Source organism: Streptomyces sp. NPDC048566 (genome assembly GCF_043199735.1).
Classification (GTDB): Bacteria; Actinomycetota; Actinomycetes; order Streptomycetales; family Streptomycetaceae; genus Streptomyces.
This window is the reverse complement of the sequence record NZ_JBICWL010000016.1, coordinates 52202-77803: the sequence shown is the minus strand read 5'-3', so window position 1 is coordinate 77803 and position 25602 is coordinate 52202. Positions and strand designations below refer to the sequence as shown.

At 68.9% G+C, this 25602-nt stretch carries 25 protein-coding genes and 3 pseudogenes; 15 read left to right on the top strand and 13 right to left on the bottom strand.

Annotated features, from left to right (window positions below):
* Positions 1 to 5 precede the first annotated feature (5 nt).
* Together ACGFS9_RS22960 and ACGFS9_RS22955 are read right to left on the bottom strand one after the other, a co-directional pair.
* The gene (locus ACGFS9_RS22960; RefSeq protein ID WP_393255673.1) at positions 6 to 437 is read right to left on the bottom strand and encodes a DUF6153 family protein; all 432 of its coding nucleotides are present in this window, start codon (positions 435 to 437) and stop codon (positions 6 to 8) included.
* Positions 438 to 705: 268 nt separating this feature from the next.
* Positions 706 to 1584, bottom strand: coding sequence for an alpha/beta fold hydrolase (locus ACGFS9_RS22955; protein WP_393255671.1), 879 nt, complete (start codon positions 1582 to 1584; stop codon positions 706 to 708).
* Positions 1585 to 1695: 111 nt separating this feature from the next.
* On the opposite strand from ACGFS9_RS22955, the gene ACGFS9_RS22950 reads away from it, so the two are divergent.
* The gene (locus tag ACGFS9_RS22950; protein WP_393255669.1) at positions 1696 to 3633 is read left to right on the top strand and encodes a BTAD domain-containing putative transcriptional regulator; all 1938 of its coding nucleotides are present in this window, start codon (positions 1696 to 1698) and stop codon (positions 3631 to 3633) included.
* Between the two features lie 86 nt (positions 3634 to 3719).
* Here the strand turns inward: ACGFS9_RS22950 and ACGFS9_RS22945 are convergent, their stop codons facing one another.
* Positions 3720 to 4547 carry an SDR family oxidoreductase gene (locus ACGFS9_RS22945; protein WP_393255667.1) on the bottom strand — a complete coding sequence of 276 codons (828 nt, stop codon included), beginning with the start codon at positions 4545 to 4547 and terminating at the stop codon, positions 3720 to 3722.
* A gap of 439 nt (positions 4548 to 4986) precedes the next feature.
* Here ACGFS9_RS22945 and ACGFS9_RS22940 point away from each other — a divergent pair, with 439 nt between their 5' ends.
* The gene (locus tag ACGFS9_RS22940) at positions 4987 to 5601 is read left to right on the top strand and encodes a ParH-like protein (protein ID WP_393255666.1); all 615 of its coding nucleotides are present in this window, start codon (positions 4987 to 4989) and stop codon (positions 5599 to 5601) included.
* Positions 5602 to 5919: 318 nt separating this feature from the next.
* Here ACGFS9_RS22940 and ACGFS9_RS22935 read toward each other — a convergent pair whose 3' ends face one another.
* From ACGFS9_RS22935 to ACGFS9_RS22925, 3 genes are all read right to left on the bottom strand, one after another.
* On the bottom strand, positions 5920 to 6759 hold the full coding sequence (locus ACGFS9_RS22935) for a transposase family protein (RefSeq protein ID WP_393255664.1): 840 nt from the start codon (positions 6757 to 6759) through the stop codon (positions 5920 to 5922).
* Between the two features lie 63 nt (positions 6760 to 6822).
* A complete protein-coding gene (locus ACGFS9_RS22930; protein WP_393255663.1) occupies positions 6823 to 7278 on the bottom strand; it encodes a hypothetical protein in 456 nt (151 codons plus the stop codon).
* Positions 7279 to 7485: 207 nt separating this feature from the next.
* A complete protein-coding gene (locus ACGFS9_RS22925) occupies positions 7486 to 8625 on the bottom strand; it encodes an S-adenosylmethionine:tRNA ribosyltransferase-isomerase (RefSeq protein WP_393255790.1) in 1140 nt (379 codons plus the stop codon).
* Positions 8626 to 9211: 586 nt separating this feature from the next.
* Between ACGFS9_RS22925 and ACGFS9_RS22920 the strand changes: the two are divergent.
* Both ACGFS9_RS22920 and cutA read left to right on the top strand, forming a co-directional pair.
* Positions 9212 to 10273: pseudogene (locus ACGFS9_RS22920) on the top strand (IS256 family transposase); the annotation flags it as partial.
* A 77-nt stretch (positions 10274 to 10350) separates the two neighbouring features.
* Entirely contained in the window at positions 10351 to 10677 is a 327-nt protein-coding gene (cutA, locus tag ACGFS9_RS22915; protein WP_355713156.1) for a divalent-cation tolerance protein CutA, read from the top strand.
* Positions 10678 to 10741: 64 nt separating this feature from the next.
* Here cutA and ACGFS9_RS22910 read toward each other — a convergent pair whose 3' ends face one another.
* Positions 10742 to 11200: a hypothetical protein gene (locus tag ACGFS9_RS22910; protein ID WP_393255661.1), complete on the bottom strand. Its 459-nt coding sequence runs from the start codon at positions 11198 to 11200 to the stop codon at positions 10742 to 10744.
* A gap of 213 nt (positions 11201 to 11413) precedes the next feature.
* On the bottom strand, positions 11414 to 12865 hold the full coding sequence (locus ACGFS9_RS22905; protein WP_393255660.1) for an MmgE/PrpD family protein: 1452 nt from the start codon (positions 12863 to 12865) through the stop codon (positions 11414 to 11416).
* Between the two features lie 315 nt (positions 12866 to 13180).
* Between ACGFS9_RS22905 and ACGFS9_RS22900 the strand changes: the two genes are divergently transcribed.
* The 3 genes from ACGFS9_RS22900 to ACGFS9_RS22890 all read left to right on the top strand — a co-directional run bounded on the left by ACGFS9_RS22900 (position 13181) and on the right by ACGFS9_RS22890 (position 15114).
* Positions 13181 to 13510: a transposase gene (locus ACGFS9_RS22900; protein ID WP_393255789.1), complete on the top strand. Its 330-nt coding sequence runs from the start codon at positions 13181 to 13183 to the stop codon at positions 13508 to 13510.
* Positions 13432 to 13692 carry an integrase core domain-containing protein gene (locus ACGFS9_RS22895; RefSeq protein WP_393255658.1) on the top strand — a complete coding sequence of 87 codons (261 nt, stop codon included), beginning with the start codon at positions 13432 to 13434 and terminating at the stop codon, positions 13690 to 13692. The genes ACGFS9_RS22900 and ACGFS9_RS22895 overlap by 79 nt, the downstream gene beginning before the upstream one ends.
* Before the next feature lie 213 nt (positions 13693 to 13905).
* Complete coding sequence (locus ACGFS9_RS22890; RefSeq protein WP_393255788.1) at positions 13906 to 15114, top strand: IS256 family transposase; 1209 nt, start codon at positions 13906 to 13908, stop codon at positions 15112 to 15114.
* Positions 15115 to 15211: 97 nt separating this feature from the next.
* Here the strand turns inward: ACGFS9_RS22890 and ACGFS9_RS22885 are convergent, their stop codons facing one another.
* Positions 15212 to 15484, bottom strand: coding sequence for a hypothetical protein (locus ACGFS9_RS22885; protein WP_360429656.1), 273 nt, complete (start codon positions 15482 to 15484; stop codon positions 15212 to 15214).
* Between the two features lie 554 nt (positions 15485 to 16038).
* On the bottom strand, positions 16039 to 16293 hold the full coding sequence (locus tag ACGFS9_RS22880) for an ATP-binding protein (RefSeq protein ID WP_393255657.1): 255 nt from the start codon (positions 16291 to 16293) through the stop codon (positions 16039 to 16041).
* On the opposite strand from ACGFS9_RS22880, the gene ACGFS9_RS22875 reads away from it, so the two are divergent.
* Positions 16285 to 16527 carry a hypothetical protein gene (locus ACGFS9_RS22875; protein WP_393255655.1) on the top strand — a complete coding sequence of 81 codons (243 nt, stop codon included), beginning with the start codon at positions 16285 to 16287 and terminating at the stop codon, positions 16525 to 16527. The genes ACGFS9_RS22880 and ACGFS9_RS22875 overlap by 9 nt on opposite strands.
* A gap of 163 nt (positions 16528 to 16690) precedes the next feature.
* Here the strand turns inward: ACGFS9_RS22875 and ACGFS9_RS22870 are convergent.
* The 3 genes and pseudogenes from ACGFS9_RS22870 to ACGFS9_RS22860 form a co-directional block, all read right to left on the bottom strand.
* Positions 16691 to 17191: pseudogene (locus ACGFS9_RS22870) on the bottom strand (IS701 family transposase); the annotation flags it as partial.
* Positions 17192 to 17230: 39 nt separating this feature from the next.
* Positions 17231 to 18423, bottom strand: a protein-coding gene (locus ACGFS9_RS22865; protein ID WP_393255653.1) for an IS3 family transposase whose coding sequence is annotated in 2 segments (ribosomal slippage) — positions 17231 to 18159 and positions 18159 to 18423 — 1194 coding nt in all. Because the reading frame shifts where the segments join, the coding sequence is not laid out codon by codon here.
* A 269-nt stretch (positions 18424 to 18692) separates the two neighbouring features.
* Positions 18693 to 18923 (bottom strand): annotated as a pseudogene (locus tag ACGFS9_RS22860) (transposase); the annotation flags it as partial.
* Between the two features lie 44 nt (positions 18924 to 18967).
* Between ACGFS9_RS22860 and ACGFS9_RS22855 the strand changes: the two are divergent.
* The 7 genes from ACGFS9_RS22855 to ACGFS9_RS22825 all read left to right on the top strand — a co-directional run bounded on the left by ACGFS9_RS22855 (position 18968) and on the right by ACGFS9_RS22825 (position 25581).
* Positions 18968 to 19660, top strand: a complete 693-nt coding sequence (locus ACGFS9_RS22855; RefSeq protein WP_393255651.1) for a transposase family protein — start codon at positions 18968 to 18970, stop codon at positions 19658 to 19660.
* A gap of 130 nt (positions 19661 to 19790) precedes the next feature.
* Complete coding sequence (locus tag ACGFS9_RS22850; protein ID WP_393255650.1) at positions 19791 to 20891, top strand: MAB_1171c family putative transporter; 1101 nt, start codon at positions 19791 to 19793, stop codon at positions 20889 to 20891.
* A 93-nt stretch (positions 20892 to 20984) separates the two neighbouring features.
* On the top strand, positions 20985 to 21443 hold the full coding sequence (locus tag ACGFS9_RS22845; protein ID WP_393255649.1) for an XRE family transcriptional regulator: 459 nt from the start codon (positions 20985 to 20987) through the stop codon (positions 21441 to 21443).
* A gap of 25 nt (positions 21444 to 21468) precedes the next feature.
* On the top strand, positions 21469 to 22131 hold the full coding sequence (locus ACGFS9_RS22840) for a zinc ribbon domain-containing protein (protein WP_393255648.1): 663 nt from the start codon (positions 21469 to 21471) through the stop codon (positions 22129 to 22131).
* Between the two features lie 709 nt (positions 22132 to 22840).
* Positions 22841 to 23953: a sulfite oxidase gene (locus tag ACGFS9_RS22835; protein ID WP_393255647.1), complete on the top strand. Its 1113-nt coding sequence runs from the start codon at positions 22841 to 22843 to the stop codon at positions 23951 to 23953.
* Positions 23954 to 24470: 517 nt separating this feature from the next.
* The gene (locus tag ACGFS9_RS22830; RefSeq protein ID WP_393255646.1) at positions 24471 to 24815 is read left to right on the top strand and encodes a hypothetical protein; all 345 of its coding nucleotides are present in this window, start codon (positions 24471 to 24473) and stop codon (positions 24813 to 24815) included.
* Positions 24816 to 24906: 91 nt separating this feature from the next.
* Positions 24907 to 25581: an ABC transporter ATP-binding protein gene (locus tag ACGFS9_RS22825; protein WP_393255645.1), complete on the top strand. Its 675-nt coding sequence runs from the start codon at positions 24907 to 24909 to the stop codon at positions 25579 to 25581.
* The last annotated feature ends 21 nt before the right edge of the window (positions 25582 to 25602 follow it).

Sequence of the window (25602 nt, the reverse complement as noted above, 5' to 3'; positions counted from 1 at the left end):
GCGGCCTATATGCGCAGCTGAGACAGGTCGGACAGGTCGGGCGGAGCTCGGCCCGCCACGCCGGTGGGCGAGGACCGCGACACCGTCCGCCCGAGGGCGCTCGGAGAGGTGAGTGGACTGTGCCCCGGCAGGGTGAGCTGTACGGACCCGACTGCCGCGGCGGAGCAGTGCTGCCCTCCGGACATTCCGCAGCCTTCGGAGGCGACGCCGGCGACGGAGCCGTCGGCCGCGGCCGACGTACGGTGGGCGCCGTGGCCCGAGGCGGTCCCGGAGGGCGCGAGCATGGACGTCATGCCGGAGTGCTCCATGCGGGGCATGGCCGGCGCGTAGGTGTCGTGGTGGACGAGCACGGCCAGCGCGACGCACAGGACGGCCAGCACCCCGTACGCGCGACGGAGGAACCCCCCACCGCCGCGGCGAACCGTGCTTCGTCCCATGAACTCCGCCCGTGTCGTGTGCCGAGGATCTTCGGTGATGCTACCCCCCGGGGGTACGTGACGGCGGGCGGGGGTCTCCGCGGCCCCCGCCCGCCGTGCCCCGGAGAACGGTGCGCCGCCACGCCCACGTCGGGCCCCGAGACCAGGACCGCGCCGTCCTGCGCGCGGGTCCGGCCGTCCGCCCCGGGGCGAGCCCGGCGGCGACCGCTCCTGCGTCGTGGGACTCTCCGGCACCCGGAGGACCGCGGATATCCGGAGGACGGCCCGGTCAGCGGCCCAGCAGGTCCCGGATCGCCTCCGTGATCTCGTCGGGGACCTCTTCGGCCATGAAGTGCCCCGCACCGGTGAGCCGGTGGTCCAGGTCCGGCGCCCATGCCTTCCACACCGCGGCGGCGTCGTAGCCCAGCTGTGCTCCCCAGTCCTGCTGGACGACGGTCACGGGCATGGCCAGTTGGGAGCCGGCGTCCCGGTCCGCCTGGTCCTGCACGATGTCGATGTCCGCCGATGCCCGGTAGTCCGCGACGATCGACGGCACCGCGGCGGCGCTCGCCCGCACGTACGCGGCACGAAGGTCGTCGGGCACGGCGGCCGGATCCTTGGTCCAGGCGTCGAGGAAGAAGGAGAAGAAGGTGTCCGCACTGCCCGCGATCATCGTCTCCGGCAGGCCCGGCGGCTGCGCCATCAGGAAGAGGTGCCAGCCCACCGCGGCCGACGCGCCCCGCAGGACGTTCCACATGTCGAGCGTCGGCACGATGTCGAGGATGCCCAGGTGCGTGACGGTCTCCGGGTGATCCAGCCCCGCCCGGAAGGCGACGAGGGCACCTCGATCGTGCCCGACGAGGGCGAAGCGGTCGTGGCCGAGCGACGCCGCTGCCGCCACGACGTCGGCGGCCATGGAGCGCTTGGAGTACACCTCGGGACCGGTGGCCCGCGGTTTGTCGCTGGCACCGTAACCGCGCAGGTCCGGGCAGATCACGGTGTGCTCGGCTGCGAGGCGCTCGGCGACGTGCCGCCACATCAGGTGGGTCTGGGGAAAGCCGTGCAGCAACACGACCGGGCTGCCCTCGCCACCGACGGCCGCGGCGAGCTCCACACCGTCCGCTCCGGGCAGGCGGACGTGATCGAAACCGGGAAGGACGTATGTCATGAGGCACCTTGCTCTCGGGTGGGGACGTGACGGGATCAGCCTGGGCGGCGGCGATCAGCAGCCGATCAGTGCGGTGGGGCACGGTCGGCGCCGGTCACGGAGGATGGGGGCATGCGAATCGACGTGCTCGGTGCGGTGCGGGCCGTCCGTGACGACGGCAGCGCCGTCGACCTGGGCGGCCCCCGCCACCGTGAGGTACTCGCCCGCCTCGTCGCCGCCGAGGGGCGCATGGTCGCCACCGACACCCTCGTCGACGACCTGTGGACCGATCCGCCGGCCCGCGCCGTGGGCGCCCTGCGTACCTTCGTCGCCGCCTTGCGCCGTGCCCTCGAACCGGACCGGCCGCCCCGCAGCCCACCGCGCGTGATCGTCACCGAAGGCCCTGGCTACGCGCTGCGCCTGTCCCGCGACGACGTGGACGTCCACCGCTTCCAGGACGCCCTGGCGCGGGCCCGCCGCGATCCCGAGGCCGCCGACGACCTCGCCGCCGCGCTCGCGACCTGGCGCGGACTCGCCTACGCGGACGTGACCGGCTCGTCCTGGGCGCAGCGGGAGCGGACCCGACTGGAGGAACTGCGGCTGGAAGGGGTCGAACTGAGCGCCCGTATCCGCCTCGATTCCGGGCACGGGGCCGACCTCGTCGCCGAACTCGACGCCCATGTCAGCGAACACCCCTGGCGCGAGCCCGCCTGGGAACTGCTCGCCCGCGCGCTCTACCGCGCCGGACGCCGAGCCGACGCACTGGCCCGCCTCCGGCGCGCCCGCTCGATGCTCGTCGACCACCTCGGCCTCGACCCCAGCGCCGCTCTGCAGCGCCTGGAGACGGACATCCTCAACGGGTCCGCACCCGGAGGGGGAGCACCCACCGCGTGGACCGGCCATGGCGGCCGGCTCGGGCCGCGCACCACCACGGATCTGGCCCGCACCCTCGCGCCGGCGGGCGGAGACGCCCTCGTCCGCTCCCGGCGCGAACGCCTCGCCGCCCTGCAGGCAGCGGAACGCACCGGAGACCTGCTCCTGACCGCCCGGACCATCGGCGCCTACGACGTACCCGCCATCTGGAGCCGCGCCGACGACGCCGAGCAGTCCCGCGCCGTCGTCGCGGCCGCCCGGCGCACACTCACCGGCCTCGGCCCGGACGGACCCGCCCACCTGCGCGTCCGCCTTCTGGCCACGATCGCCGTCGAGAGCCGCAGCGCCGATCTGTCCGAGACCGATCGGCGTCTCGCGCGGGCGGCGGCGGAGCAGGCGGAGGCAGGGGCACGGGGCCTGTCCGACCCCGCCCTCCTGGCCTTCGCCCTGAACGGGATGTTCCTGCAGTCCTTCACCCGCCCCGGCCTCGCCGCGGTACGAGACGGGATCGGCGCCGAGATCCTCGACCTGGCCACCCGACACGACGCGCCGACCTTCGCCGTGCTCGGCCGACTCGTCCGCCTGCAATCCGCCTCTGCTCTCGGCGACCTGGACGCCGGGGCCGCACACGCCGCTGCGGCCGACCGGCTCGCCGCCACCGCAGAGGCACCGCTCGTCCCCGTCCTCACCGCGTGGTTCGGGGCCCGGGCCGCGGCCGACCGCAGCATCGAGCCCGGCGGGCCGAGCCCCGCCGTGGTGGCGGCGCACTACCGCGCAGCCGAGAACAGCCTCCGGAGCGCCGGCATGCCGGGGCTGCACCGCGGCCTGTTCCCGCTCGCCCTGCTCGGGCTCCGGCTGCTCCACGACCGGCAACCGCCCACCGACCCGGCCCTCGACTGGGGCCCCTACGCCCTGTGGACGCGGCCCCTCGTGCTGCTCGCCCAGGACCACGCGGAGGAGGCCCGCAGGGCCCTCGCCTCGGTACCCGAACCGCCGCGCGACCACCTGCAGGAGGCCATGTGGTGCCTGACCGCCCGCGCCGCCGTACGCCTCGGCGAGCGCGACATCGCCGCACGTGCCGCGGCGGCCTTGCGCGATGCCCGCGCCGAGCACGCCGGCGCGGCCAGCGGCATGCTGACCATGGGTCCGGTGGGGCGGTACCTGGCGGAGGCGGAGGCCTGCGCGGACGCGGGGTGACCGACCGAGACGACGGAAGAAGACCCCGGGCACGAACGCCGCCCCCCGGCCGAGTGGTGAGGAGCGGCCCGCACCGGCGCGGGCGGTCAGGCCTGGGACACCCACGTCCTGGTCAGCTGCTGCACCGCCGAGCCGTCGAGATCCTTGAGCTTCGTCCCGGCGAACGCGCGCGCACTGTCCGAGGTCAGTACGCGGAAAGGGGGCTCCTCGGCGCCCAGCACCTCGACCAGTTGCTCGGCGACGGCCTGCGGAGTCTGCGCGTTGGCGAAGGCCCCGCGGGTGCGTTCGAGGTAGGACGACAAGGCCGGTGCGTACGGTCCCGCCTTGTCCAGCGCATCGTCATCGACCCCGACGTTGCTGACGAACTCGCTGGCCACCGCCCCCGGCTCGACGACGATCACGGACACACCCGTGGCGGCGGCGACCGGTGCCAGCGACTCCATGAAGCCCTCGACCGCGAACTTGGCGGCGCAGTATGCCTCGTTGAAGGGCTGCCCGACCACGCCGCCCACACTGGTCACGGTCAGGACGCGCCCCTTGCTGGTACGGAGCAGCGGCAGTGCCGCCCGGGTGGCGTGCAGGACGCCGAAGAAGTTCACCTCCATCACCGCGCGGACGTCGTCGACGCTCTCCTGCTCCAGGGTGCCGACATGGCCCGCACCGGCGTTGTTGACCAGAGCGTCCAGCCGGTCGAGGCCGGCCAGGCACGCTTCCACGGAGGACGGATCGGTGACGTCCAAACTCTCGATCTGCAAGGAGACGCCGGCGTCCCGGGCCGCCGCTTCCAAGGCCCCGGACTTCGCGGTGTCACGCATCGTCGCGACGACGTGCCAGCCGGCGCGGGCGGTGGCGACGGCGGTGGCGAGACCGATCCCCGACGACGTTCCGGTGATCAGGACTGTCTTGACGCTCATCTCAGGGACACCCCGTCCACGAAGTACCGGCTGGATCTCGACCGCAAGTATGGCCCGGCGACGCCGCCGTGGCGGTCTCATCGTCGTCGTGTCGAGAGGCGGCCACGTCGGCGCGGAGAGGACGGGGAAGGGTGTTCCGGGTGGAAACGAAGGGTGCGTGCGGAGAGTCCTCGACGTCGGCACAGACCCTCGCGCCAGGCTGCCCGGACTTACTGCGGCCCGGCAACCCGGATCCCTGAAGGGCTTCCCCGCTCACGGCAAACAGCCCTCACACGGGAGGCGCCCCAGCGGTGGGGCCTTGTCCTGCGTAGATATGCTGACCTCTCCCATGGATCGCCGAAGTGCGGCATGGCGCGGTGCGTGATCCGGGGCCGGTCCGGGCCGGGCGGGGTGCGGAACGGGAGAGCGGGCGGTCGCCTGCCCGGGAGAGGAGTCCCGCATGGCCGAGCGCCGAGGGTGGTGCCTACGCAGGACATGGCCGTTCCTGGTCCTGGGTGCCTCGGACTCCGATGACACCTGGCGGCGTTGCCGTCGGGCCGCAGAGGCGCTTGACCTGCCGGAACCGTTCGATCCGGTGGTGTTCATCCGGGACATCGCCCGGCAGCGGGGGCGCGTCGTCGAACTGCTGCCGGTCGCCGGCCGCGTGGCGGTGCCCTGCGGGCTGTTGATCACCACGGCGGACGCCGACTACATCGTCTACGACGCGGACACCACCGAGTTGCACCGGCGGCACATCCTGCTGCACGAGGCAGCTCATCTGCTGTGCGGACACCACGAGTCGGAGGGGCCCTCGGCGGGCGCGGCGGCCTTGGTGCCCGGGTTGCCGAGAAAACTGGTGCGGCGGGTCTTGGGCCGCTCCGTGTACTCGGATCCTCAGGAGCGGGAGGCCGAGCTGCTCGCCTCGTTCATCCTGCACCGTGTGGGCCGCGACGAGACGCGGCGACGACGCACGACCGCGCTGAGCGGACGACAGGCCCGACTGGGCTGGCTGGTCGGCGCGCCGCATCACGACGGTGCCGGACCGGACGGCGGCACGGGCGCCGCCGATGGCTAGCGGGGCGGCTTTCACACCGGCGGTTCTGGCCCTGTCGGTGGCGGGGTACGAATGGCGACTGACCCGAGCCAACCGGGCCGTGCCCGGGCTGCTGAACCTCTTCGTCTTCGGGCTGTGCATGGGCGCCGCGATGACCGTGCCCTCGCCTTCCGAACTCAACCGGCCTGGGGTCCGGGGCACGGTGACCGCGCTGCTGCCGGACGCGGCCTATGTACTGAGCGGTGTGCATCGTGAAGTTGCTGGTCACGGGGCTGGTGTGCGTGGGCTTCGGGGTGCTCGTGCTGGTCGGGGGCGGATGACTCCCGGCAAGGTCATCGGTCAGCGGGCCACTTCGCGGTTCGTCAGCACCAGCAGGGCCCTCACCAGGGCGGTTGCCCACTTCGGGTCGGTGCGGACCTTTCCGAGCACGCGCCAGTTCTTCAGGTGCGCGAAGCCGTGCTCGACCGGTGCCCGGACGGCGGCCAGGGCCTTGTCGGAGAGTTTCTGGCTGCGGGTCAGGGGGCGGTTACGGGCGGCTTTGTAGCCGGTGATCACCGCCGGGTCGGCGTCCGGGTTGCTGTGGTCGAGGCCGATGAAGCCCAGGTCGGCGATCGCGCCGAGGCCGGCCGCGCGGAGGTGGGCGGTGAACTTGTCGTGCCGGCAGGCGGTGATCTCCGAGGTCCGGCCGGGCCGGACGGCCGAGACCCAGAGCAGGCGGCCGTTGTTGTCGGTGAGTGCGATCACGAGCAGACCGTGGCATTTGTGCTTGCCGGAATAGTTCTTCCGGTTATCGGTCCCGGTGCGCCGCCGGGTGCGGATCAGAGAGCCGTCCAGCAGTACGATCCCGCCACCCTTTCGAGCGATCCTCTTCAACGCGCGGTCCAGGCGCGGGGCGCGTGCGGCCAGCAGGCCGACGACCTCGCGGACCCAGCGGGTGACGGTGGTGCGGTTCACCCCGTTTCCGCCGGCCAGATCGCCGGGCCGCTGGTCACAGCGCAGTACTGCGAGCACGATCCCCGCGATCTTCCCCGCGGGCAGGGCCCGCCACGGTGAGCCGATCTTCTTCAGGTGGCCGCGTATCAGGGTGGCGAGGTAGTTCAGGGTGGCGCTCGACAGCGGCAGGCGAGCGGTGTAGACAAGGTCGTCAGGGCCCTCGGCGTGAGGGTTGTTTCTCTTCACATCAAACTCAACTGCCGCCGGGGGCCCGCCGGTTACGCCCGACGGCCGCCACCCCGGCGCAGATTACCGGCGTGCGGTGAACCGTCCGTCGGGCCGCTTGTGCAGCCACCCACGGTCGGCGAGCTTGGTCATCTTCGCCCGCAGCGGCTGCAGCTTCCCGCGCAACCCCACCTCAAGCCCCAGCTCCTCGCCCACCGCCCTGACCTGCACCGGACCATCGGCGGCCCGGACGATCGCCAGGATCTTGCGGTAGTCATCGGGCAGCCCGGACTCGTCCGGGGCATCGCCGCGGTGCGGAATCAGTAACACCGCACGCCCCGCCACCTGCGCTTTCGCCGGAGCCACCCGGGCGGCGGCCTCGACCTCGGCCCGATCCTGTCCGGCCAGCCGGTGCAGCACCCGCTCGGCGATCACCAACTCCTCACGCTCCGCCTCGACCTCCCCAAGCCGCTTGCCCAACTCCTCGGCGAGCGCGTCCAGCTCGCTCCGGCGCGCCGTGATCCGCTCCAGCTCGGACATCCCCGCTCCCTCCCCGCGATCCGGCGGTGCATCCGCACGGCGACGGATCGTAGGCGGACCCTCACGACAGGCGCAGCAGAACCCGAGAACCGCCACAGCCGCCTTGACAGACGATCTTCATCGTGGACACCGGCCGCCGACCAGCCCGAGCACGGCAAGACGCCCGCACACCAGACCCATGACCTGCAACTTCACGATGCACACCGCTCATTCAGGCATGAGGAGATTGACGTCGCCAAATGCTCCCCATACGTAGTCAGCGTCCAAAGCCTCGGCATAACAGGAAGCGAGCAACTCTGGCCCTGCGACCGCCTCCAGGAGGTGCAGATGAGAGGCCAGTGGCTCGTGCAGTCCGGTCAGTAGACCGGAAACCGTCCGCATGCTCCGCTCCGGCATCACCACCAGGTCGGTCCATCCCTGTAGGGCCTGAACTCTCCCGTCGGGATGTGCGGCCGACTCCACAGCCCTCACGGCAGTAGTGCCGACGGCCACGACCCGTCCGCCGTGCTCGCGTGCAGTATTGATGAGGACAGCTGTTGAGGGTGGAATCCTGAACCGTTCAGGACGTGGAGGGTGTTGAGCCGCGACCGGTGCCAGCCGGGCATGCAACTCGATGGGCGCGATCACCACTCCCTTCGTCACGAGTGCGGTCACCATCCGGTCAGTGAAGGGGCGAGCCGCGCTCGGCATTTCCGCAGATTGATGTACGGGCGGTCCCCACGACAGTTCGGCTCCTTGGGCGAAGACTGTCTGGTGTGCCGACAGCGGCAATGCGTGGGGCAGCTCTCCGTGCTCTATCGGGCGTCCATGTCGGCGGAGTTGCATGTTGAGGATGTCCGTCTCCGGTATGCGCGCCAGCCAGAGCCGTTGTGAGCCCTCCTCCAGTGGTTCTTCAAGTACCACTCTGACTCCTCCGACGAGTTCCACCACCGCATCCGCTGAGCCGGCGCGTGCCGCTGTGGGGCCACTTCGGCCGGGATGGGGAGTGCGTAGCTCCACCACCCAGCGGCCGTCATCCTGCTGAGTGGAGAACTGAACCACCACCGGCTCACGACCGATGCTGCCGTCGATTGCGGCGGCTGCGGTGGCAGACGTGTTGACGACCAGTACATCCAAAGGTTGCAGCAGTCGTGGAAGCTCCCAGAAGGAATGATGGCTGACCTTGTGTGGGACTCTCCTGCCGACCAACAGCCGCACATCGTCACGACCGGATCCGCGCTCCTCCGGGGGAGCGTTCGCCTGTCGATCTCGCGGTAGCGAGAAGTCTCGCCAAGAGTGAGGTTGGCGCTGACGGCGGCTGTGGCCTGCGGGCCGGCTGTCATGAGATTCATCGGGTTCGGAGGGCATCGTTGCGTCCATACGTCGGCTTGTCGGGCAGTTGGGACTGGGGCACCCGCAGAGATATGCGATTCAAAGCTGCTGTCGAGATCCGGGGCGTGCGCAGTGATGAGTCACGGGCCCTGCCGAGTGAGGGCAACAACGATCTCGCGAATCGTAATGCTCTGTTCGTGGCGATGATCTTGGCCGATGTGTGTGAAAGAAGTTGGGGCTCCACCATGCCCGGTGCGAGGGTCGTGACACGCACTACGAAGGGGGCGACTTCCTCTCGGAGGTTCTCCGAGAGGGCCTGAACGGCAAACGTTGTGCCAACGTAGACGACGTGGTTAGGGGAGGGGCCTGCGTTCAGCGATCGAACTGACGTTGATGACGGTGCCGGCACCTCGGGTCGAGCATGGTCGGAATTGCCATCACCGATCCCGGAACCGGCGTCGGTGATGGCAATCAGGGTACGTGTCACAACAGCTCCACCCTCGTGCCACCGAGAAGCGGGGTTTGGATCTGTCCAGGATAGTCGTGCGACGCCAAGGCGGCACGCGCTGGTTGGTGGCTCATCGGGCTTCCTGCCAATGCCCCTGCCTCCGCCGATCCAGGGGAGACCCGCACCGCCTACCGCAACGGCTACCGCGAACGGACCCTGACCACCCAGGCCGGCGACCTGGAACTCGCGATCCCCAAACTCCGCGCCGGCACCTTCTTCCCCAGCCTGCTCGAACGCAGGCGCCGCGTCGACCAGGCCCTCTACGCCGTCATCATCGAGGCATACGTCCATGGCGTGTCCACCCGCAGCGTCGACGACCTGGTGAAAGCCCTCGGCTCGGACACCGGCATCTCCAAGAGCGAGGTCTCCCGGATCTGCGGCGACCTCGACGAAAGCCTCACCGCCTTCCGCAACCGGCCCCTGGACCACACCCGCTTCCCCTACGTCTACCTCGACGCCACCTACCTCAAGGCCCGCGTCGACCACCAGATCGCCTCCCGCGCCGTGGTCATCGCCACCGGCGTCACCGAGGACGGGGGCCGCGAAGTCCTCGGCCTCATGGTCGGCGACAGCGAGAACGAGACCTTCTGGACCACCTTCCTACGTGACCTGCGCAAACGCGGTCTGAACGGGGTCCGCCTCGTCATCTCCGACCAGCACCTCGGCCTGGTCGCCGCGATCGGCAAGGTCATGATCGGAGCCGCACACCAGCGCTGCCGCGTTCATTTCGTCCGCAATGTCTTCTCGGTCATTCCGAAGCAGCACGCCGAGATGGCCGCCGCGACCATCCGCACGATCTTCGCCCAGCCCGACGCCGTCTCGGTCCGCGCCCAGCTCGACACTGTCGCCGACGCCTTCGGCAAGCAGTTCCCCAAGGTGAAGGAGATGCTCCTGGACGCCAAGGAGGAGCTGACCGCCTTCGCCGACTTCCCTCACCAGCACTGGAAGAAGATCCAGTCGACCAACCCGCTGGAGCGCTTAAATCGCGAGGTCAAACGCCGGGCCGACGTCGTCCAGGTCTTCCCCAACGACGCCGCCGTCGAACGCCTCGCCACCGCCGTCCTGATAGAACTGCACGACGAGTGGATCGCCTTCCCCCGCCGCTACCTGTCCAACGAGAGCATGGACAGCCTCTATCCGGACAAGAACACCCTGCTACCCGCCACCCACGAATGATCGCCTACACCACTCCAAGGGGCACGACCCTGGAGGGCTGGGTAAGGTCGCGCTATCCGAGCCGGAGAGGTAGTTGCATGGCCAACGATATTGTGATCGCACAGACGACCAGCGACAACGAGGATCAGGCGAAGTCGCTGGCCCGGGGCGCGGTCGAGAGCAAGCTGGCAGCGGGCGTCCACATCGATTCGCCGATCACCGCCTTCTACTGGTGGAAAAATCAGGTCGAGACGGCGCAGGAGTGGCGAATCTCGTACATGACTACGACGGATCGTCTCCCGGCACTGGAGGCGTGGCTACACGAGAAGCACCCGTACGACGTCCCCCAGTGGATCACGCTGCCCGTGACCGGCGGGTCGGAGGCGTACCTGTCCTGGGTTTCCGAGGAGACGGCACAGGACTGACGAGCGACGGGCCGTACGACGGCGTTCGCGTCCCGAGCCTGCCCGTGTACCGCGCGAGTGGAGTTCAGGACGCGAACTGCCGTGGGTGGAAAGCGAGTTCCTGCTCGCTGTTCGGTAGCGACGCGGCGATAGCCGCTGCCCGCTCCTTCCCCATCGTGTTGGGCTTGGTCTGTGCCGCCGCGGCGAACTGGCGTGACACGTAGACGCCTCGATCGACGTCACCTCCACGCAGCAAGGCCGAGGCGAGATCGCCGAGAACCACCACACCGCAATCCGGTAGCTGGTTCCCGAGGCGGCGTCGATTCAGCAACACCGCACGCCCCGCCACCTGCGCTTTCACCGGAGCCACCCGGGCGGCGGCCTCGACCTCGGCCCGATCCTGTCCGGCCAGCCGGTGCAGCACCCGCTCGGCGATCACCAACTCCTCACGCTCCGCCTCGACCTCCCCAAGCCGCTTGCCCAACTCCTCGGCGAGCGCGTCCAGCTCGCTCCGGCGCGCCGTGATCCGCTCCAGCTCGGACATCCCCGCTCCCTCCCCGCGATCCGGCGGTGCATCCGCACGGCGACGGATCGTAGGCGGACCCTCACGACAGGCGCAGCAGAACCCGAGAACCGCCACAGCCGCCTTGACAGACGATCTTCATCGTGGACACCGGCCGCCGACCAGCCCGAGCACGGCAAGACGCCCGCACACCAGACCCATGACCTGCAACTTCACGATGCACACCGCTCAATCTCAGAGTTTGACCTCTGCCACCGCCGGCTGGAGCAGCTTGATCAGCGGGGTGATACTGGACAGCCCGTCCAGGTGGAGGACGGTCTCCTCCAGCGCCTCGGTGCGGGAGGGCTCGATGAGTGTCCGGGTCAAGGCGCGGTACTTGTCGACGATCTCTGCGTTCGTCAGCTGATTCTTGCCGACGCCGCGGGGTTGGATTACCTCGGTCTCGTAGACGACGTCGTTATCGAGGGTGATTCGTACGCGGGTGGCCAATTGTTGGTGCCGCTCATCGTAGGCAGGGTCGTGGCGAGTTTCCGTCCGGTCCATGAGCCGCCACACGTCGTCGCGATTGGCTCGCTCGGTGGTGAACTGCTCGATCAGGCCGGCTCCGTCGAGCAGAACCACCGCTACGCCGTAGGCGAGGTTCATTTGGGCACCGATCGGTTCCAAGGGCCGACTCGCCGTCCAGCCGCACTTCTCGTACATGCCCTGCGCCAGGTCGATCCGGATTCCGGTGATCGCGTCGGGGCAGATGCGGTGCTCGTCTCTCAGGCGCAGCGCAGCATCCATCGCGGCATGCATGCCCCCGCAGGCGGCGTACGGTTTGATGGCGATCCGGGTTGTTTCCCAGACATCACCCAGGTGCGCCGAGACTCGTGAGGGGTCGGGTGCGGGGTTCTCGCCCTGGCCGAAGGTGGAGAGAAAACCTCCGTAGCCACGTTCGAAGACTCTTTTGATACCGATGTATCCCTGCGCGGCCAAAGTGGCAGCGACCAGCCCATTGCGGGCCGTGAAGCCATGCTGCATACGCTTGACCATGGATTCGAACTGTGCGGACATCAGGCCACCGGCCTGAGTGCAGGCCATGCCGAGTGCGTCCTCGAAGGCGGCAGCATGGAGACCGTAAATGCTGCCGACAGCGGCAGCTGCCGCAGCGCCCCCGAAGACGGTGCCCGAATGCCAGCCGCGGATCATGATGTCCGCACCGTGCAGTGCCATGCCGACCCGAGGGCCGACCTCGTAACCCAAGATCGCTGCCAGGAGAAACTGCGCTCCGGTCAGGCCCGGATATCGGGCAGCCGCGGCAAGCAAGGGGGGCAGGATGACGGCATTGCTGTGCAGTGGACCGTAGGGGTGGTAGTCGTCGAGCTCGAATCCTTGAATGAAACTGGAGTTGAGCATCGTCGCGGTCAACGGGCCAGCGGCAAGACCGTCCCAGCCGACAATTGTGGCATCGCCCATGCCGTCCAGAGCTGTGAGTGCCTTTACGGCGATCTGGGAGGCCGGAAGGTGGGCCCCGACCAGCGCGCAGGCGATGCCGTCCAAGAGCAAGTGCTTGGCCCGCTCCCTCACCGGGGCGGGGATCTCCTGGAAGGTAGTGGTGGCAAGCCACGACGCCAGCAATCCTGTGGGACCAGTGGGATCGCTCGGGGGGGAACCCGGACGGGAGGGCTGTGCGGTGACGGCCATACGTGACGACTCTCGCTTTCCGGAAGCGCAAGAAGACGCCGAGCTGCCTCCGACCCCTCGAAGAAGAAGTCTGAACGCCCTGGCATCGCTTAATTCATTGTGAGGCCGAGTGCTTGCCGGCAGTGGTATGGCGCTCCGTGTGATCACCTGATCGGCACTCACGGCGCGGATACGAGCTGGCCGTGGTGGGCTTGATCCGCTTTGACGGACATTCGAGATCAGGGGTTCGTCCCCGGGAGGATGTCCATCATGGAGAGCATGGGGAAGAAGAAGCCTCGCCCTCGCCGTTCGTTCACGTCGGAGTTCAAGGCCGAGATCGTCGAGCTGCGCCGGCGCGGTGACCGCTCGGTCGGTCAGATAGCCAAGGACTTCGACCTGACCGAGACCGCGGTGCGAGACTGGGTTAAGCAGGCCGAGGTCGACGCGGGCGAGCGCAACGGGCTGACCAGCAGCGAACGCGAGGAGCCGGCCGCACTGCGGCGGGAGAACCGCCGCCTGCGCGAGGACGTCGACATCCTCAAGCGGGCCAGTACACCAGCCGCGAATTCGCCGCGCTGTGGGGGCAGTTGGGCGTCACCCAGTCCATGGGCGCGGTCGGGGCCTCCGCGGACAACGCCGCCTGCGAGAGCTTCCACGCCTCGCTGAAGCGGGAGATCCTCAAGGGCGCCCGCCGCTTCCCGGGGGCCGCCGCATGCCGCCGGCAGGTCTTCCGCTGGCTGACCCGCTACAACACCCGGCGCCGGTACTCGGCCAACGGCCAACTCAGCCCCGTCGCCCGGGAGCGGGAGTACGAACTGCAGTCGGATACGATGACACTCGGCGCATAGCACCACGAACCGGTGTCCACTTCTCGGGGTCAAGGCCCAAGGCCGGGTAGTTAACGTTTTCGCAGGTCACGCAAAGGGAGTGTCCAATAGACGGCGGATCCGATGATCAAGGAGACGCCTGAAATGAGCGAGACCATCAGCGAGCGCGAGACGGTGAAGGAGCCGGTCGTAGAGTCGGCCGCGGAGGCGGTGTCGGACGAGCAGTTGATCTCGATGTTGGTCGACCGGGCCCGTTCCGACGGGCTGCAGCTGACCGGTGAGGGAGGGCTGCTGCAGCAGTTGACCAAGCGGGTGCTGGAGTCCGCCCTGGAGGGCGAGATCACCGATCACGTCGGCTATGACAAGCACGACGCAGCAGGCCGGAACAGCGGCAACTCCCGGAACGGCACCCGTTCGAAGACCGTGCTGACCGACGTGGGCCCGGTCGAGGTGAAGGTGCCCCGGGACACCGCCGGCACCTTCGAGCCGCAGCTCGTGAAGAAGCGGCAGCGCCGGCTGACCGGCGTGGACGAAATGGTGCTGTCGCTGTCCGCGAAGGGCCTCACACACGGGGAGATATCGGCTCATCTGGCCGAGGTATACGGCGCGGAGGTGTCCAAGCAGACCATCTCCACGATCACCGACGCGGTGATGGAAGGCATGGCGGAATGGCAGGCTCGACCGCTCGATCGCGTCTATCCGGTCGTCTTCGTGGATGCGATCAACGTGAAGATTCGCGATGGCAAGGTCGCCAACCGGCCCATCTACGTCGCGATGGCCGTCACCGTCGAAGGCACCCGCGACATCCTCGGCATCTGGGCCGGTGACGGCGGCGAGGGCGCCAAGCACTGGCTCCAGGTCTTCACCGAGCTGAAGAATCGCGGCATTGAGGACGTCCTCATGCTCGTCTGCGACGGACTGAAGGGCCTGCCCGACGCCGTCGAGACAGTCTGGCCCCGAACTGTCGTCCAGACATGCATCGTTCACTTGATTCGCAACAGCATCCGCTACTGCGCCCGCCAGGACTGGGACAAGGTCGCCAAGGATCTCAAGCCCGTCTACACCGCGCCGAGTGAGGCCGCCGCGACCGAGAGGTTCCTGGAGTTCTCCGAGAAGTGGGGCTCCAAGTATCCGGCTGTGATCAAGTTGTGGTCCGACGCCTGGGCCGAGATGGTGCCCTTCCTCTCCTTCGACGTCGAGATCCGCAAGGTCATCTGCAGCACGAACGCGATCGAGAGCGTGAACGCCCGCATCCGCAAGGCGGTCCGGGCCCGCGGGCACTTCCCGAACGAGGCCGCCGCGTTGAAGTGCGTCTACATGGCTCTGATGAGCCTGGACCCGACAGGCAAGGGCCGCCGGCGCTGGACGATGCGCTGGAAGGCACCCCTTAACGCCTTCCAGATCGCCTTCGAAGGACGCCTCACCCCCACCACCAGCCTCTGAACCTCAACAACCAAGATCAGCCGTTGACTGGACACACCCCCCGGGCCGCATGGCGGCAGCTCGACCACGAACTCGAACTCGTCGCCGGCGGGTAAGCTCAGGCCTTCAAGGTCAGGCTCGGGGCGATCGGCTTGTCGTCACCGGCCGCGACCGTCACGACTTCCGAGCCCGGCTCCTGGGCCAATGCGATCCACGGCTTGGCCTCATCGGCGGAGGCGACTCGCACCCCGCTGTCGGTGCCATTGCTCTTGGCTACGGCCGTCCGGATCCTGGTGTCGCCGTTGTCCTGTGCGCCGGCGATCGAGGCACCTCCGAAAACGAGTGCTCCGCCGGTAGCGGCGACGACGGCGGTCTTGGTGAAGAGGTTCATGACGGTGTTCCTTCCCTGAGGAATGGCCCGCGAGGCCGGTCCGGTTCAGCCCCCGCAACGCTGTTGCTGCGGATGCCGGTGGGTGGAGCCTCCGGTTCACTCATGTGGGCGGGTTGCCCAAGGTGGCCAGTCCGAACGCTGTGACGTGTCCCCAAGTCCTCGGACCGGCGCCGACGCCCTCCGTTGTGCTTCTCAGGCGGCGACAACTCCACTGTGGCTCTTGGGCCGGGCCTCCCGGCACCACCGATCGGCGGATCGACCGGTGGAAGGCGGTTCCCCCTGTCGGGGGAACCGCCAGCCCGACCGGGGCCTTGCGGTGCGGGACGCGCCGCAAAGCACGTGGGCGGCAGGCGGCCGTACCAGGCCGGCGTGTGGCATCTGGGGACGGCCGACCACTGACCGACGAAAGAGTGCCGGAGCGAAGCCCCGGCGGTCGGGCCGGGGCGGTACGCTCTCGACCGGCGGTGCGACGCTACACTGAGGCCGGTTTCGCACCGTCGGCGTAGGTACGGACGTCCCTTCGCGCCCTCGTCGACCGGGGGAAGGGCCACAGGTCAGTCCGTAGCCGGCACCAGGGGGAGCTCCACCAGAGCGGACGTACCGCTGGGGATGTGGGGTTCCAGCAGCAGGCGCCCTCCCGCACTCTCGATCCGGGCGCGCAGCGAGGCGAGGCCGATGTGCCCGCGGCGCACGCTGTCGGTCGTGGCACCGGGAGGAAGCCCCACGCCGTCGTCCTCCAGCAGCATTCTGACTCTGCCGTCGGCCGCGTGCAGCCGAATCAGCACATGGCGGGCTTCGGCATGTTTCACGATGTTCCCGAGGAGCTCTCGGGCCGCGTCGAAAGCGAGGTTCTCCAGGCGGAACCGCGGCACGGGCTCGTATTCTGCGAGGACATCGAACTTACCCCGGCCCCTGGCACTGCCGACGAGTGCCTGCACCGCCTGGACCAGGCCCAGCTCCCTGAGGACAGCCGGGTGCAGCTCCCCGACGATCGAGCGCATCTGCTGCGCGGCCTGGGCGAGGGCGAGGTCAGCGCGCCCTAGTACTGCAACGGTGCTTGTTCTGAGTGCTGGGCAGATTTTCATGGGCTTTGTCCGCGTCGTTTGTAGTGACTCAGCCGCGCCTGATACTGCCGTCTGCGGCGCCATGTCGACCAGTGCAAGATGTGGCTGACCGGGGTGGGTCGGCGGTCGGTGAGGCGGGTGATCAGGCGCCTGATTTCGGCAAGGCTGAGGTGGATGAGCTGGGAGGATCCGCTTCTGCTCTTTCCTCATCCAGCTGTCGGGCTCTCAGGACGGTCAGGCAGGCGTGGGCGGCCATGGCCAGGGTCATGTGGCGGTGCCAGCCGGGGTAGCGGCGGACCTGGTAGTCGTCCAGGCCACATTCCTGCTTCGCGCTCTGGAAGCATTCCTCAACGGCCCAGCGGCTGCCGGCGATGCGGATCAGTTCATCCAACGTGGTGTCGGCGGGGCAGTAGGCGATGTAGTAGGAGACTTCCTCGGGCCGGCTGACACTGCGGCGGGCGATCACCCAGTGCCGGCGGTCCTCGCGGTGCCAGGGCCGGACCTCGACGCGGGCCCAGTCATAGATCCGCTGGCCGTGGGCCCCTTCACCGCAGGAGCGGCGTTTCCACTTCTGCCGCGGCAAACCGGGAAACAGGTCGTGGACGGGGTGATCGATGGACCAGCGGGTGACGACGGTGTCATGTGAGCTGCCCCGAGTTTCGTAGAGTCCGATCTTGGTGGTTCAGGCGGACTGCGGGATGTGCTCCTGGCTCCCCCAGAAGGCTTGCTCGTACTCGGCGGGCGGTACGTAGTCGAGTGCTGAGCGGAGGCGTTCTTCGTTGTACCAGGTGATCCACTGGAAGATGGCCCGCTCGACTTGGTCGACGTCCTTCCAGGGGCCCTGCATCTCGATGAGCTCGGCCTTGAAGGTGCCGTTCAGGGCCTCGGCCATCGCGTTGTCATACGAGTCCGCGACCGAGCCGACCGACGCTGAAGCGCCGATGTCGGACAGTCGGTCGGTATACCGAATTGACACGTATCGCGACCCGCGATCGCTGTGATGAATGAGGCCGGAGTCCTTCTTGATCCTCCGTCTCCACAACGCCATCTCCAGGGCGTCCAGGGGGAGTTCGGTCCGCATATGGTTCGCGACCTGCCAGCCGACGATCATCCGTGAGTAGACGTCCAGGACGAATGCCACGTATGCCCAGCCGGACCAAGTCCTCACATAGGTCATGTCCGCCACCCACAGCTGGTCGGGCCGCAAGGCGGTGAAGTCGCGGTCGACCAGGTCCGGCGGCCGGGGCGCCGACGGCTCCGGGATGGTGGTGCGGCGCCGCCGGCCACGTATGACGCCCTCCAGACCCAGCTCGGCCATCAGTCGCTCGACGGTGCAGCGGGCCACCTCGTGGCCCTTGCGCCGAAGCGCGCGGGTGATCCGGCGGGCGCCATAGGTGCCCCCCGACTCCGCGTGGACCTGTTCGATCAGCGGCATCAGCTGTTCGTCGCGGAGCCGGCGGGCCGACGTCGGCCGCTTCTTGCGGGCGAAGTACGTCGACGGCGACAGCTGAAGCACCCGGCAGACGGGATCGACCCCGAGACCTCTGTCACGCAGGTGGTCTATCACCTGCTCGGCCTCGTCCGGGGACGGTCGATCTCCTGGGCAAAAAACACGCTGGCGGCTTTGAGGATCTCGTTCGCCCGCCTCAACTCTGCTACTTCTTTGCGGAGTTGTTTGAGCTCGTCCTGCTCGACGGTGGTCAGCCGGTCGTCGCGTTCGCCGCGGTCGGCCTCGGCCTGGCGGACCCAGCCGCGCAGGGCCTCCTTGTGGATGCCCAGGTCCTTCGCGACGTGGGCGATCGGCCGGCCGGTGGCGCGGACCTCACGGATCGCGCGCTCGCGGAGCTCGTCGGGGTATTTACGGGGTGCTGCCATGGTGCTGGTGGTTCTCCTTCGCCAGGACGGTAACCCTGGCATCAGGGACTCCACAAATCTCGGTACAGCTCACCTAGTCCATTGTCGCGCAGTCTGCTGCGGACGCCTGTGAACCGCGGTGATCTCCTGACTGATCCTGAGCCGGTTTCGCGCGGAGTTGCCCAACGTGGACGGGCGCGGATACCCGTGAACACATTCGGCATCGCACCGTAGCGCAGGGTATCCAGGTCGTCAGTGCCGTCCGCCTCGGCTGCCATGCCGGCCACTCTGCTGGTCACCTTGGCGTCCGCCGCCCGCTCCCGCGCCGCTCGGCCAGCCACATCACCGCTCGTCGTGCTGTTCCCGCCGAGGCGGGCCCGTTCGGCCCGCACCCAGTTACGCGGCGTCTCGCGGCTGATCCCCAGATCCTTGCCGATGCCCTCGCAGGTGTGGCTCGGGTCCGACAGGTACAGCGCGACAGCGCCCGCCTTGAACTCGGGCGAGTAGACCTTCATCACGATAGAAGATGCCTCCTACCCGACCCCTGGCGGGGCCGGGACCAGAGGTGTCCACCACTCGGGGACAGGTTCCCACCAGCGGAACATCCCCGCATGGCCCGGGCGACCTGGCCGGCGGCAACGGCATACACCGCACCACCGTCACCCGATGGGTCAGGGAGGTCGTCAGCCTGCTGGCCGCCCGTGCCCCGCGCCTGGACCGCGCGCTGAAGAAGATCGCCCGAACGGGTGGCGGGATCGTCCTGCTGGACGGCACCCTCATCCGCACTCGGCGGCGCACCGGCAAGGAAAACCGGAAGAAATACTCAGGCAAGCATAAATGCCATGACCTGCTCGTGATCGGACTCACCGACGACCGGGGCCGACTGCTCTGGGTCTCGGCGGCCAGGCCCGGGCGGACCTCGGAGATCACCGCTTGCCGCCACGACCAGCTCACCGCGAAACTACGGGCGGCCGGGCTCGGCGCGATCGCCGACCTGGGATTCGCCGGACTCGACGACAGCGGTCCCGACGCCGACCCGGCGGTGATCACCGGCTACAAGACCGCCCGGAATCGGCCGCTCACGCGAGGGCAGAAGCTGTCCAACAAGGCCCTTGCCGCAGTACGGGCACCGGTCGAGCACGGCTTCGCCCACCTGAAGAACTGGCGGGTCCTCGGCAGGGTGCGAACCGACCCGAAGTGGGCGACCGCGCTGGTGAGGGCCCTGCTCGTCCTCACGAACCGCAAAGTCTCCCGGTGACCGACGATCTTCGCCGAAGTCATCCGCCCACGACCAGCATGAGCACCACAAGCGTCGCGCACACCAGACCCGTGACCAGCAACTTCACGATGCACAGTGCTCACTGAGCCGGGGACTCAGGATCGCCGCCGTGTTCGCCCTGACGGCCGCGGCCCTCTCGCTGGGTCACCGGGCCCTGGGACGGCGGACCGCCGGCCACCTTCGTCACGAGGCCGGTCGCGGGCGAGGCGTCGGTGCCCCCGGGCGAGCCGTGTCACTCCTCTTCTTCGTCCTGTGCGCCGGACTCTTCATGCTCGCCCGGCCCCGCTGCTCCGATGAACTCCTGACGGTGCACGGTTGGCCGGAGCGGGCCGCTCTCGCCGCCTCCGACCTCGTCTACACGGTGTACCTGCTGTGGGGGCTGGCGGTATTCATCAGGCTGATCGCCCACCACAGCGGTCGCATCGGCGCGGGGGCCGTCCGTGCAGGGCTGCGGCTGATCGTCATGAGTGCCGCTGTGGGGGTGCTGTGGGCCCTGTGGAGCGTCGAGGATGTCGCCGGGGTGCTGCTGACGGGGCGCCAGGACATCGATGAGGATTCGGTCTCGATCATGCTCAGCAGTGCCTGCCTGGTCCTGGGTGCGCTCGGTGCGACCACCACCGCCTGGTGGGCTCCGGCCGCCGGACCGGCGCAGTGGCTGCGGACCCGGCGCACTCACCGTGCGCTGCGGCCTCTCTGGTCCGCGCTGTGCGAGGCGGCGCCGGAGATCTGCCTGACCCGTCCCGGCGTGCTGCTCGGTAGTCCCCGGACCGGCATGGGGCCGGCGAGCCGGGCGCAGTTCGCTCTGTACCGCAGGGTGATCGAGATCCGCGACGGGTGCCTGGCGATGCGGCCCCACGTCCATCCCGGCGTCCCGGCCTGGGTCGCGGAGCAGACGGAAGACGCAGCGGTGCGCGATGCGGCCGTGCTGGCGGTGGCCCTGGACAGGGCCGCGGAGTCGGCGAAGGGCGGCCACGGCTCGCCTTCCCGCGACGGAAGGGCGACACAGGCCGAGGTCTCCCCGGGGGTGGGCGGATCCCTGGACGACGAGGCCGCTTGGCTGTCGAGAGTGAGCCGGGCCTTCGCGTCGTCGCCGGTCGTGGGGGAGTGCAGGGCACGGGCGCGGGCCGAGCGGACGGGGAGTGGTGGAGTCCCCGGCGAACGGCGCCGAGGTGGCGACCCGCAGGAAGACGGTGGGCGTCCGGTGAGCTGACGGGTTCTCAGTCCTGGCCGAATCAGCGGCATATGAACTAGGGTGAATCTCGCTGCATCGCACATTCATGCTGGCTCAAGCCAAGGTCGGGACATGCCTGAGACGGACAACGACGGAACGCAGTCGCTCGCCGACAAGATCGAACGGCTCTTCCACGTCGTCCGCCGTCCCGACCGCACGCCCCACAGCAACGAGGAAGTGGCCCGCGCGTGCCGCGAGTCGACCGGGGAGAGCTTCTCCGCCACCTATCTGTGGCAGCTGCGCACGGGGCGCCGCGACAACCCGACCAAGCGTCATCTCGAAGCCCTCGCCGGCTTCTTCCAGGTGCCGCCCGCGTACTTCTTCGACGGAGAGGAAGCCGCGGCCATCGGCCGGGAGCTCGAAGTCCTCGGAGCCTTGCGGGATGTGGGAGTGCAGCGAGTGGCCCTGCGCGCGGTCGGTCTGTCGCCGGAGGGACTCGACACCGTCGGCGAGCTGATCGACGTCATCGCCCGCCACGAGGCGGTGCGAGGCCGGGACGAGCGCCATGAGGAACGGGACGCAACACAGTGAACACAGCTGACATATGGGGGACGGCATGAGCGGCGGAGAGATCTACTTCAGCAGCAACTACCAGGATCAGTGTGAGCAGTACGGGTCGGGCGCCGGCTTCCAGTTCGACTTCTACTGCTCCCGCTGCCGTGACACCTGGCGCTCGCCCTTCGAACCGTACAACCGCGGCCGCATGGCGGGCTGGGCCCAGAAGGTGTCCGGGTTGACCTCCGGGTTCCTCGGCGGCAACGCCTACAACGCCTCCCGAGCGGCGGACGGATTCGCCGAGGCCGGCTGGGGCCCGTCCAAGGACGAGGCGTTCCGCCGCGCGATCGAGGGCGCCCAGTCGCACTTCAACCGCTGCCCCCGGTGCACGGACTACGTCTGCGACCGTTGCTGGAACACAGGGCAGGGAATGTGCCTGCAGTGCCTGCCGGACACGGCGGCAGAGGCACTCACCGCCCGGCAGCAGGGCCTCAACGACGCGGTGTCCGAACGTTCCTACGCGGTCGGGCAGCAGAGCGGCCAGAGCTTCGACGTGAACACCGCCCGCCAGTTGGTGTGCCCACAGTGCTCCACCGAGACCCGGGGGGCCGCCTACTGTCCGGGCTGCGGGCATCACCTGGCGCAGGCAGATCCGTGCGGTTCGTGCCGCAATCCCGTGCCGCAGAGTGCCGCATTCTGTCCCTCCTGCGGGACGCGCAGGTAGGCCCCGCGGTGTCTGCCACCGACGGCTCCCGCACGAGCTTCTGACGCGGCGCAAGGAGGGCTCTGCATCTCCTTGCGCAGTCACCGGCCGGCCGTCACCGGCGGGCAGTCGCCGTCCGACTGTCGAAGTCCACACCTACGGACCCTCAGAGTGTGTCGTCGTCATGGTGGCCGGCGTCGGAGATCGCTGCTGCCGGCGACGCGACCGCCTTCGCCGGCCGGCAGCTGCTCGTCGATCGCAGCGCCGAGGCAGGCGCTTCGGCATCGTCGTGAAGCCACGCTCAGAGGTCAGGGCCGCCGGGGGTGTCAGCAACTCCAGCTGTAGAGACCGCCGCCCGTCCTCACCGCCGAGGTCGCGAGCCGTGCGACGTCCTGCAGGACAGTCAAGAGGTCGTCGTCGGTCATGTCGTCGCCGTCGGCGGCCCTGAGCCGCGTGATCCGACACCCTGCGAGCTCCTCCAGTTCGGTGAAGCCGGCAGACGCCACCGTCCGGGTCAGCCGCGGCGGCAGGGCGACGATCCCGACGCCATCGTTCTTCGGAGCTGTGACCGCCTTCGGCCACGGCCACCGGGCGAGACACTCCAGCGGAGGGATCCCGGCCGAGGGCGGCGCCTCGAAGGACGTGTCCCACTCGACGATGCTGCCGTCCCCGGCGGGGACGACGATTCACGTCTGGCGCTCAGGCCCCGAACGGGCGGACAATGGGCACCATGGGGCAACGCCTCGACGACATAAGCGCACCCGCCCGGCTGGCCGGTCCGGACGAAGGCATCAGTGCCCAGGAACTGGCACTCGCCGCGCGGAACCACGGCCTGCCACTGGAGGCCCTGCGGTACGAGGTCACGCCTCCGGGCCTGCACTACGTGCTGACCCACTACGACATCCCGTACGCGGATGAGGAGTCCTGGCGGCTTGTCCTCGGCGGGCGGGTCCGGCGTCCCCTGCGTTTGGGAGTCGACGAGCTGAAGACGTATCCCGCGGTCGAGCAGCGGGTGACCATGGAGTGCGCGGGCAACGGACGGGCCCTGCTGACGCCCCGGCCGGTGAGCCAGCCGTGGCTGGTGGAGGCGGTCGGGACGGCCGAGTGGACGGGGGTGCCACTGCGTCTCCTGCTTGCCGAGGCCGGCGTCGAGCCCGACGCGGTGGACGTGGTGTTCACCGGAGCCGATCACGGCGTGGAACGCGGGGTCGAGCAGGACTACCAGCGCGCTCTTCCGCTGGACGTGGCGTCGGGCGCGGAGCCCGAGGTCCTGGTGGCCTACGCGATGAACGGGGCCCCGCTGCCACCGCAGCACGGACATCCCGTGCGGCTCGTGGTTCCGGGCTGGTACGGCATGGCGCATGTGAAGTGGCTCCGGGACATCACGGTGGCCGGCGTGCCGTTCCGGGGATTCCAGCAGTCGGTGGCGTACCGCCTGAGGCAGGAGGCCGCCGACGAGGGGGAGCCGGTCACCCGCATCGCCCCGCGCGCTCTGCTGAGTCCGCCGGGCTTCCCCGACTTCATGTCGCGGGCGCGAGTGGTCCGGCCGAGCGCCGTCACCCTGACCGGACGAGCCTGGTCGGGCCGCGCCCCCGTGACCGGTGTCGAGGTCAGCACGGACGAGGAGCATTCCTGGCACGCGGCCCGGCTCGACCCGCCGGACGATCACCGGTGGGCCTGGCGCGGATGGCGATTCACCTGGACGGCCACCCCCGGCCCTCATGTCCTGAGCGCCCGGGCCACCGACGCCGAAGGCCACACCCAGCCGCTCGATCAGCCGTGGAACCGCGGCGGCTTCGTGAACAACCTGGTCCAGCGGGTCCCCGTGCACTGTGTGCCGTGACCTGTGCGGGGGTACCGCCCCCCGTCGGGCTGCGGGTGCGAGTTCTGGTGTGGGACGCGGTGGGCTGCGGCCTGGGGAACGAAGGCACTTGCCAGCACCCGCAACCGGGTAGGCATACGGGCAGAGCCGGCTTCGTGCCTCACCTGCGGCCGCTCCCTTCACTCCTGCCTGGGGTGAACTCACGGCCGATCACCAGTGCCGGTCATGCACCCCCCGGGGCCCGGGGGCAGGTGCTGCTGCGCGCCGGCTCATTCGCGATCAAAACAAGCAACCGAGCGCAGAGTTCGAGTCAACCTCTTCCTGTAGGCAGGTTTGCTATTTACTTTCATGCGCAGAAATATCGCACTCTTGCGCCCCAGGATAAAAAGCGGGAACCGGCATGTCGCCCGTGTGGATTCGCTGGTGCAATCGATCGAGCGAGCTGATTATGCTTTGCCTGACCTGCCTGTCGTAAGCCTAGGGTTACTCGTCCGTCACAGACGGATCAATTGTCAACCAACGGGGGAGTGAAACTCTGATGACCAAGGTCAAGTTCGCGGCCGGCGTGCTGCTCGCCGCCACACTTGCTGTTCCGACCGGGACCGCGTTCGCGGTCGACGCCTACGGCGGCGGCGCCCACGCATGGACCCCGGCTGCCGGGGATTCCGGTCGTATCGCCATCAAGGACAACAGCGACGACGGCGACGACGCGAAGGCCGAGTACTACCGCTACAACAGCCCGACCACGAAGCGGACGCTGTGGAACCACAGCGGATACGGCACCACCGTCTACTCCGGTGACGGGTCGAAGGTCATACGGTTCCAGGCCTGCGACGACAACGACTGGGCGCCCGACGACTGTTCGGGCTGGAAGACCGCCTGATCAGACGGATCGCTGAACAAGCGGGTACCGGCCGGGCCTCCGTTCCGAACGGGACGGAGGCCCGGCTGTCCTCGTGCGAAAGGACATTTCCTTGAACGACGGCTTGCTGGTGCAGGACCTGCACTACCGGATCGGTAGCCGGCAGCTCCTCAACGGCGTGAGCTTCACCATCGCGGCCGGTGAGTCGGCTGCGGTCACCGGCCCCAGCGGATCCGGAAAGTCGACCCTTCTCAACTGCCTCACCGGACTGATCGCGCCTGACTCGGGCAGCGTGACCGTCGCAGGGCGCCCCCTGACCGGTCTGTCCGGAGCCAAGTTGGCCACAGCGCGACGCGAATTGGTCGGTGTGGTATTCCAGTTCGGTGAACTCCTCCCCGAGTTGACTCCGATCGAGAACGTTGCCCTGCCCGTCCTGCTCGACGGAGGCCGCCACCGCGAGGCATACCGCAGGGCCGAGGAGCTTCTCGGTGAACTCGGTGTCCCCGCCGGTGAAACACCCACGGCGATGCTCTCCGGCGGTGAACGACAGCGAACCGCGGTCGCCCGTGCTCTGATCACCCGACCCCGTGTCCTGCTCGCCGACGAGCCGACCGGCGCGCTGGACTCACAGGCACGGGAGACGGTGGCGAGCTTGCTGTACGCGTCAGCACGGGAACACGGGTGCGCCCTCCTCGTCGTCACCCATGACTTCAGCGTCGCGGGCCACGCGGATCAGGTCCTGCACCTGGAGGACGGCGTGTTGAGGGAGGCGACCACTCGTGCGTAGAGGGGCATGGCGGCAACTCGC

Excerpts from the sequence above, each read along its gene's own strand:
- ACGFS9_RS22960 (WP_393255673.1), bottom strand. The coding sequence starts at position 437 with ATGGGACGAAGCACGGTTCGCCGCGGCGGTGGGGGGTTCCTCCGTCGC.
- ACGFS9_RS22955 (WP_393255671.1), bottom strand. The coding sequence starts at position 1,584 with ATGACATACGTCCTTCCCGGTTTCGATCACGTCCGCCTGCCCGGAGCG.
- ACGFS9_RS22950 (WP_393255669.1), top strand. The coding sequence starts at position 1,696 with ATGCGAATCGACGTGCTCGGTGCGGTGCGGGCCGTCCGTGACGACGGC.
- ACGFS9_RS22945 (WP_393255667.1), bottom strand. The coding sequence starts at position 4,547 with ATGAGCGTCAAGACAGTCCTGATCACCGGAACGTCGTCGGGGATCGGT.
- ACGFS9_RS22940 (WP_393255666.1), top strand. The coding sequence starts at position 4,987 with ATGGCCGAGCGCCGAGGGTGGTGCCTACGCAGGACATGGCCGTTCCTG.
- ACGFS9_RS22930 (WP_393255663.1), bottom strand. The coding sequence starts at position 7,278 with ATGTCCGAGCTGGAGCGGATCACGGCGCGCCGGAGCGAGCTGGACGCG.
- ACGFS9_RS22925 (WP_393255790.1), bottom strand. The coding sequence starts at position 8,625 with ATGCCCTCCGAACCCGATGAATCTCATGACAGCCGGCCCGCAGGCCAC.
- cutA (WP_355713156.1), top strand. The coding sequence starts at position 10,351 with ATGGCCAACGATATTGTGATCGCACAGACGACCAGCGACAACGAGGAT.
- ACGFS9_RS22910 (WP_393255661.1), bottom strand. The coding sequence starts at position 11,200 with ATGTCCGAGCTGGAGCGGATCACGGCGCGCCGGAGCGAGCTGGACGCG.
- ACGFS9_RS22905 (WP_393255660.1), bottom strand. The coding sequence starts at position 12,865 with ATGGCCGTCACCGCACAGCCCTCCCGTCCGGGTTCCCCCCCGAGCGAT.
- ACGFS9_RS22890 (WP_393255788.1), top strand. The coding sequence starts at position 13,906 with ATGTTGGTCGACCGGGCCCGTTCCGACGGGCTGCAGCTGACCGGTGAG.
- ACGFS9_RS22885 (WP_360429656.1), bottom strand. The coding sequence starts at position 15,484 with ATGAACCTCTTCACCAAGACCGCCGTCGTCGCCGCTACCGGCGGAGCA.
- ACGFS9_RS22875 (WP_393255655.1), top strand. The coding sequence starts at position 16,285 with ATGTTTCACGATGTTCCCGAGGAGCTCTCGGGCCGCGTCGAAAGCGAG.
- ACGFS9_RS22845 (WP_393255649.1), top strand. The coding sequence starts at position 20,985 with ATGCCTGAGACGGACAACGACGGAACGCAGTCGCTCGCCGACAAGATC.
- ACGFS9_RS22840 (WP_393255648.1), top strand. The coding sequence starts at position 21,469 with ATGAGCGGCGGAGAGATCTACTTCAGCAGCAACTACCAGGATCAGTGT.
- ACGFS9_RS22835 (WP_393255647.1), top strand. The coding sequence starts at position 22,841 with ATGGGGCAACGCCTCGACGACATAAGCGCACCCGCCCGGCTGGCCGGT.
- ACGFS9_RS22830 (WP_393255646.1), top strand. The coding sequence starts at position 24,471 with ATGACCAAGGTCAAGTTCGCGGCCGGCGTGCTGCTCGCCGCCACACTT.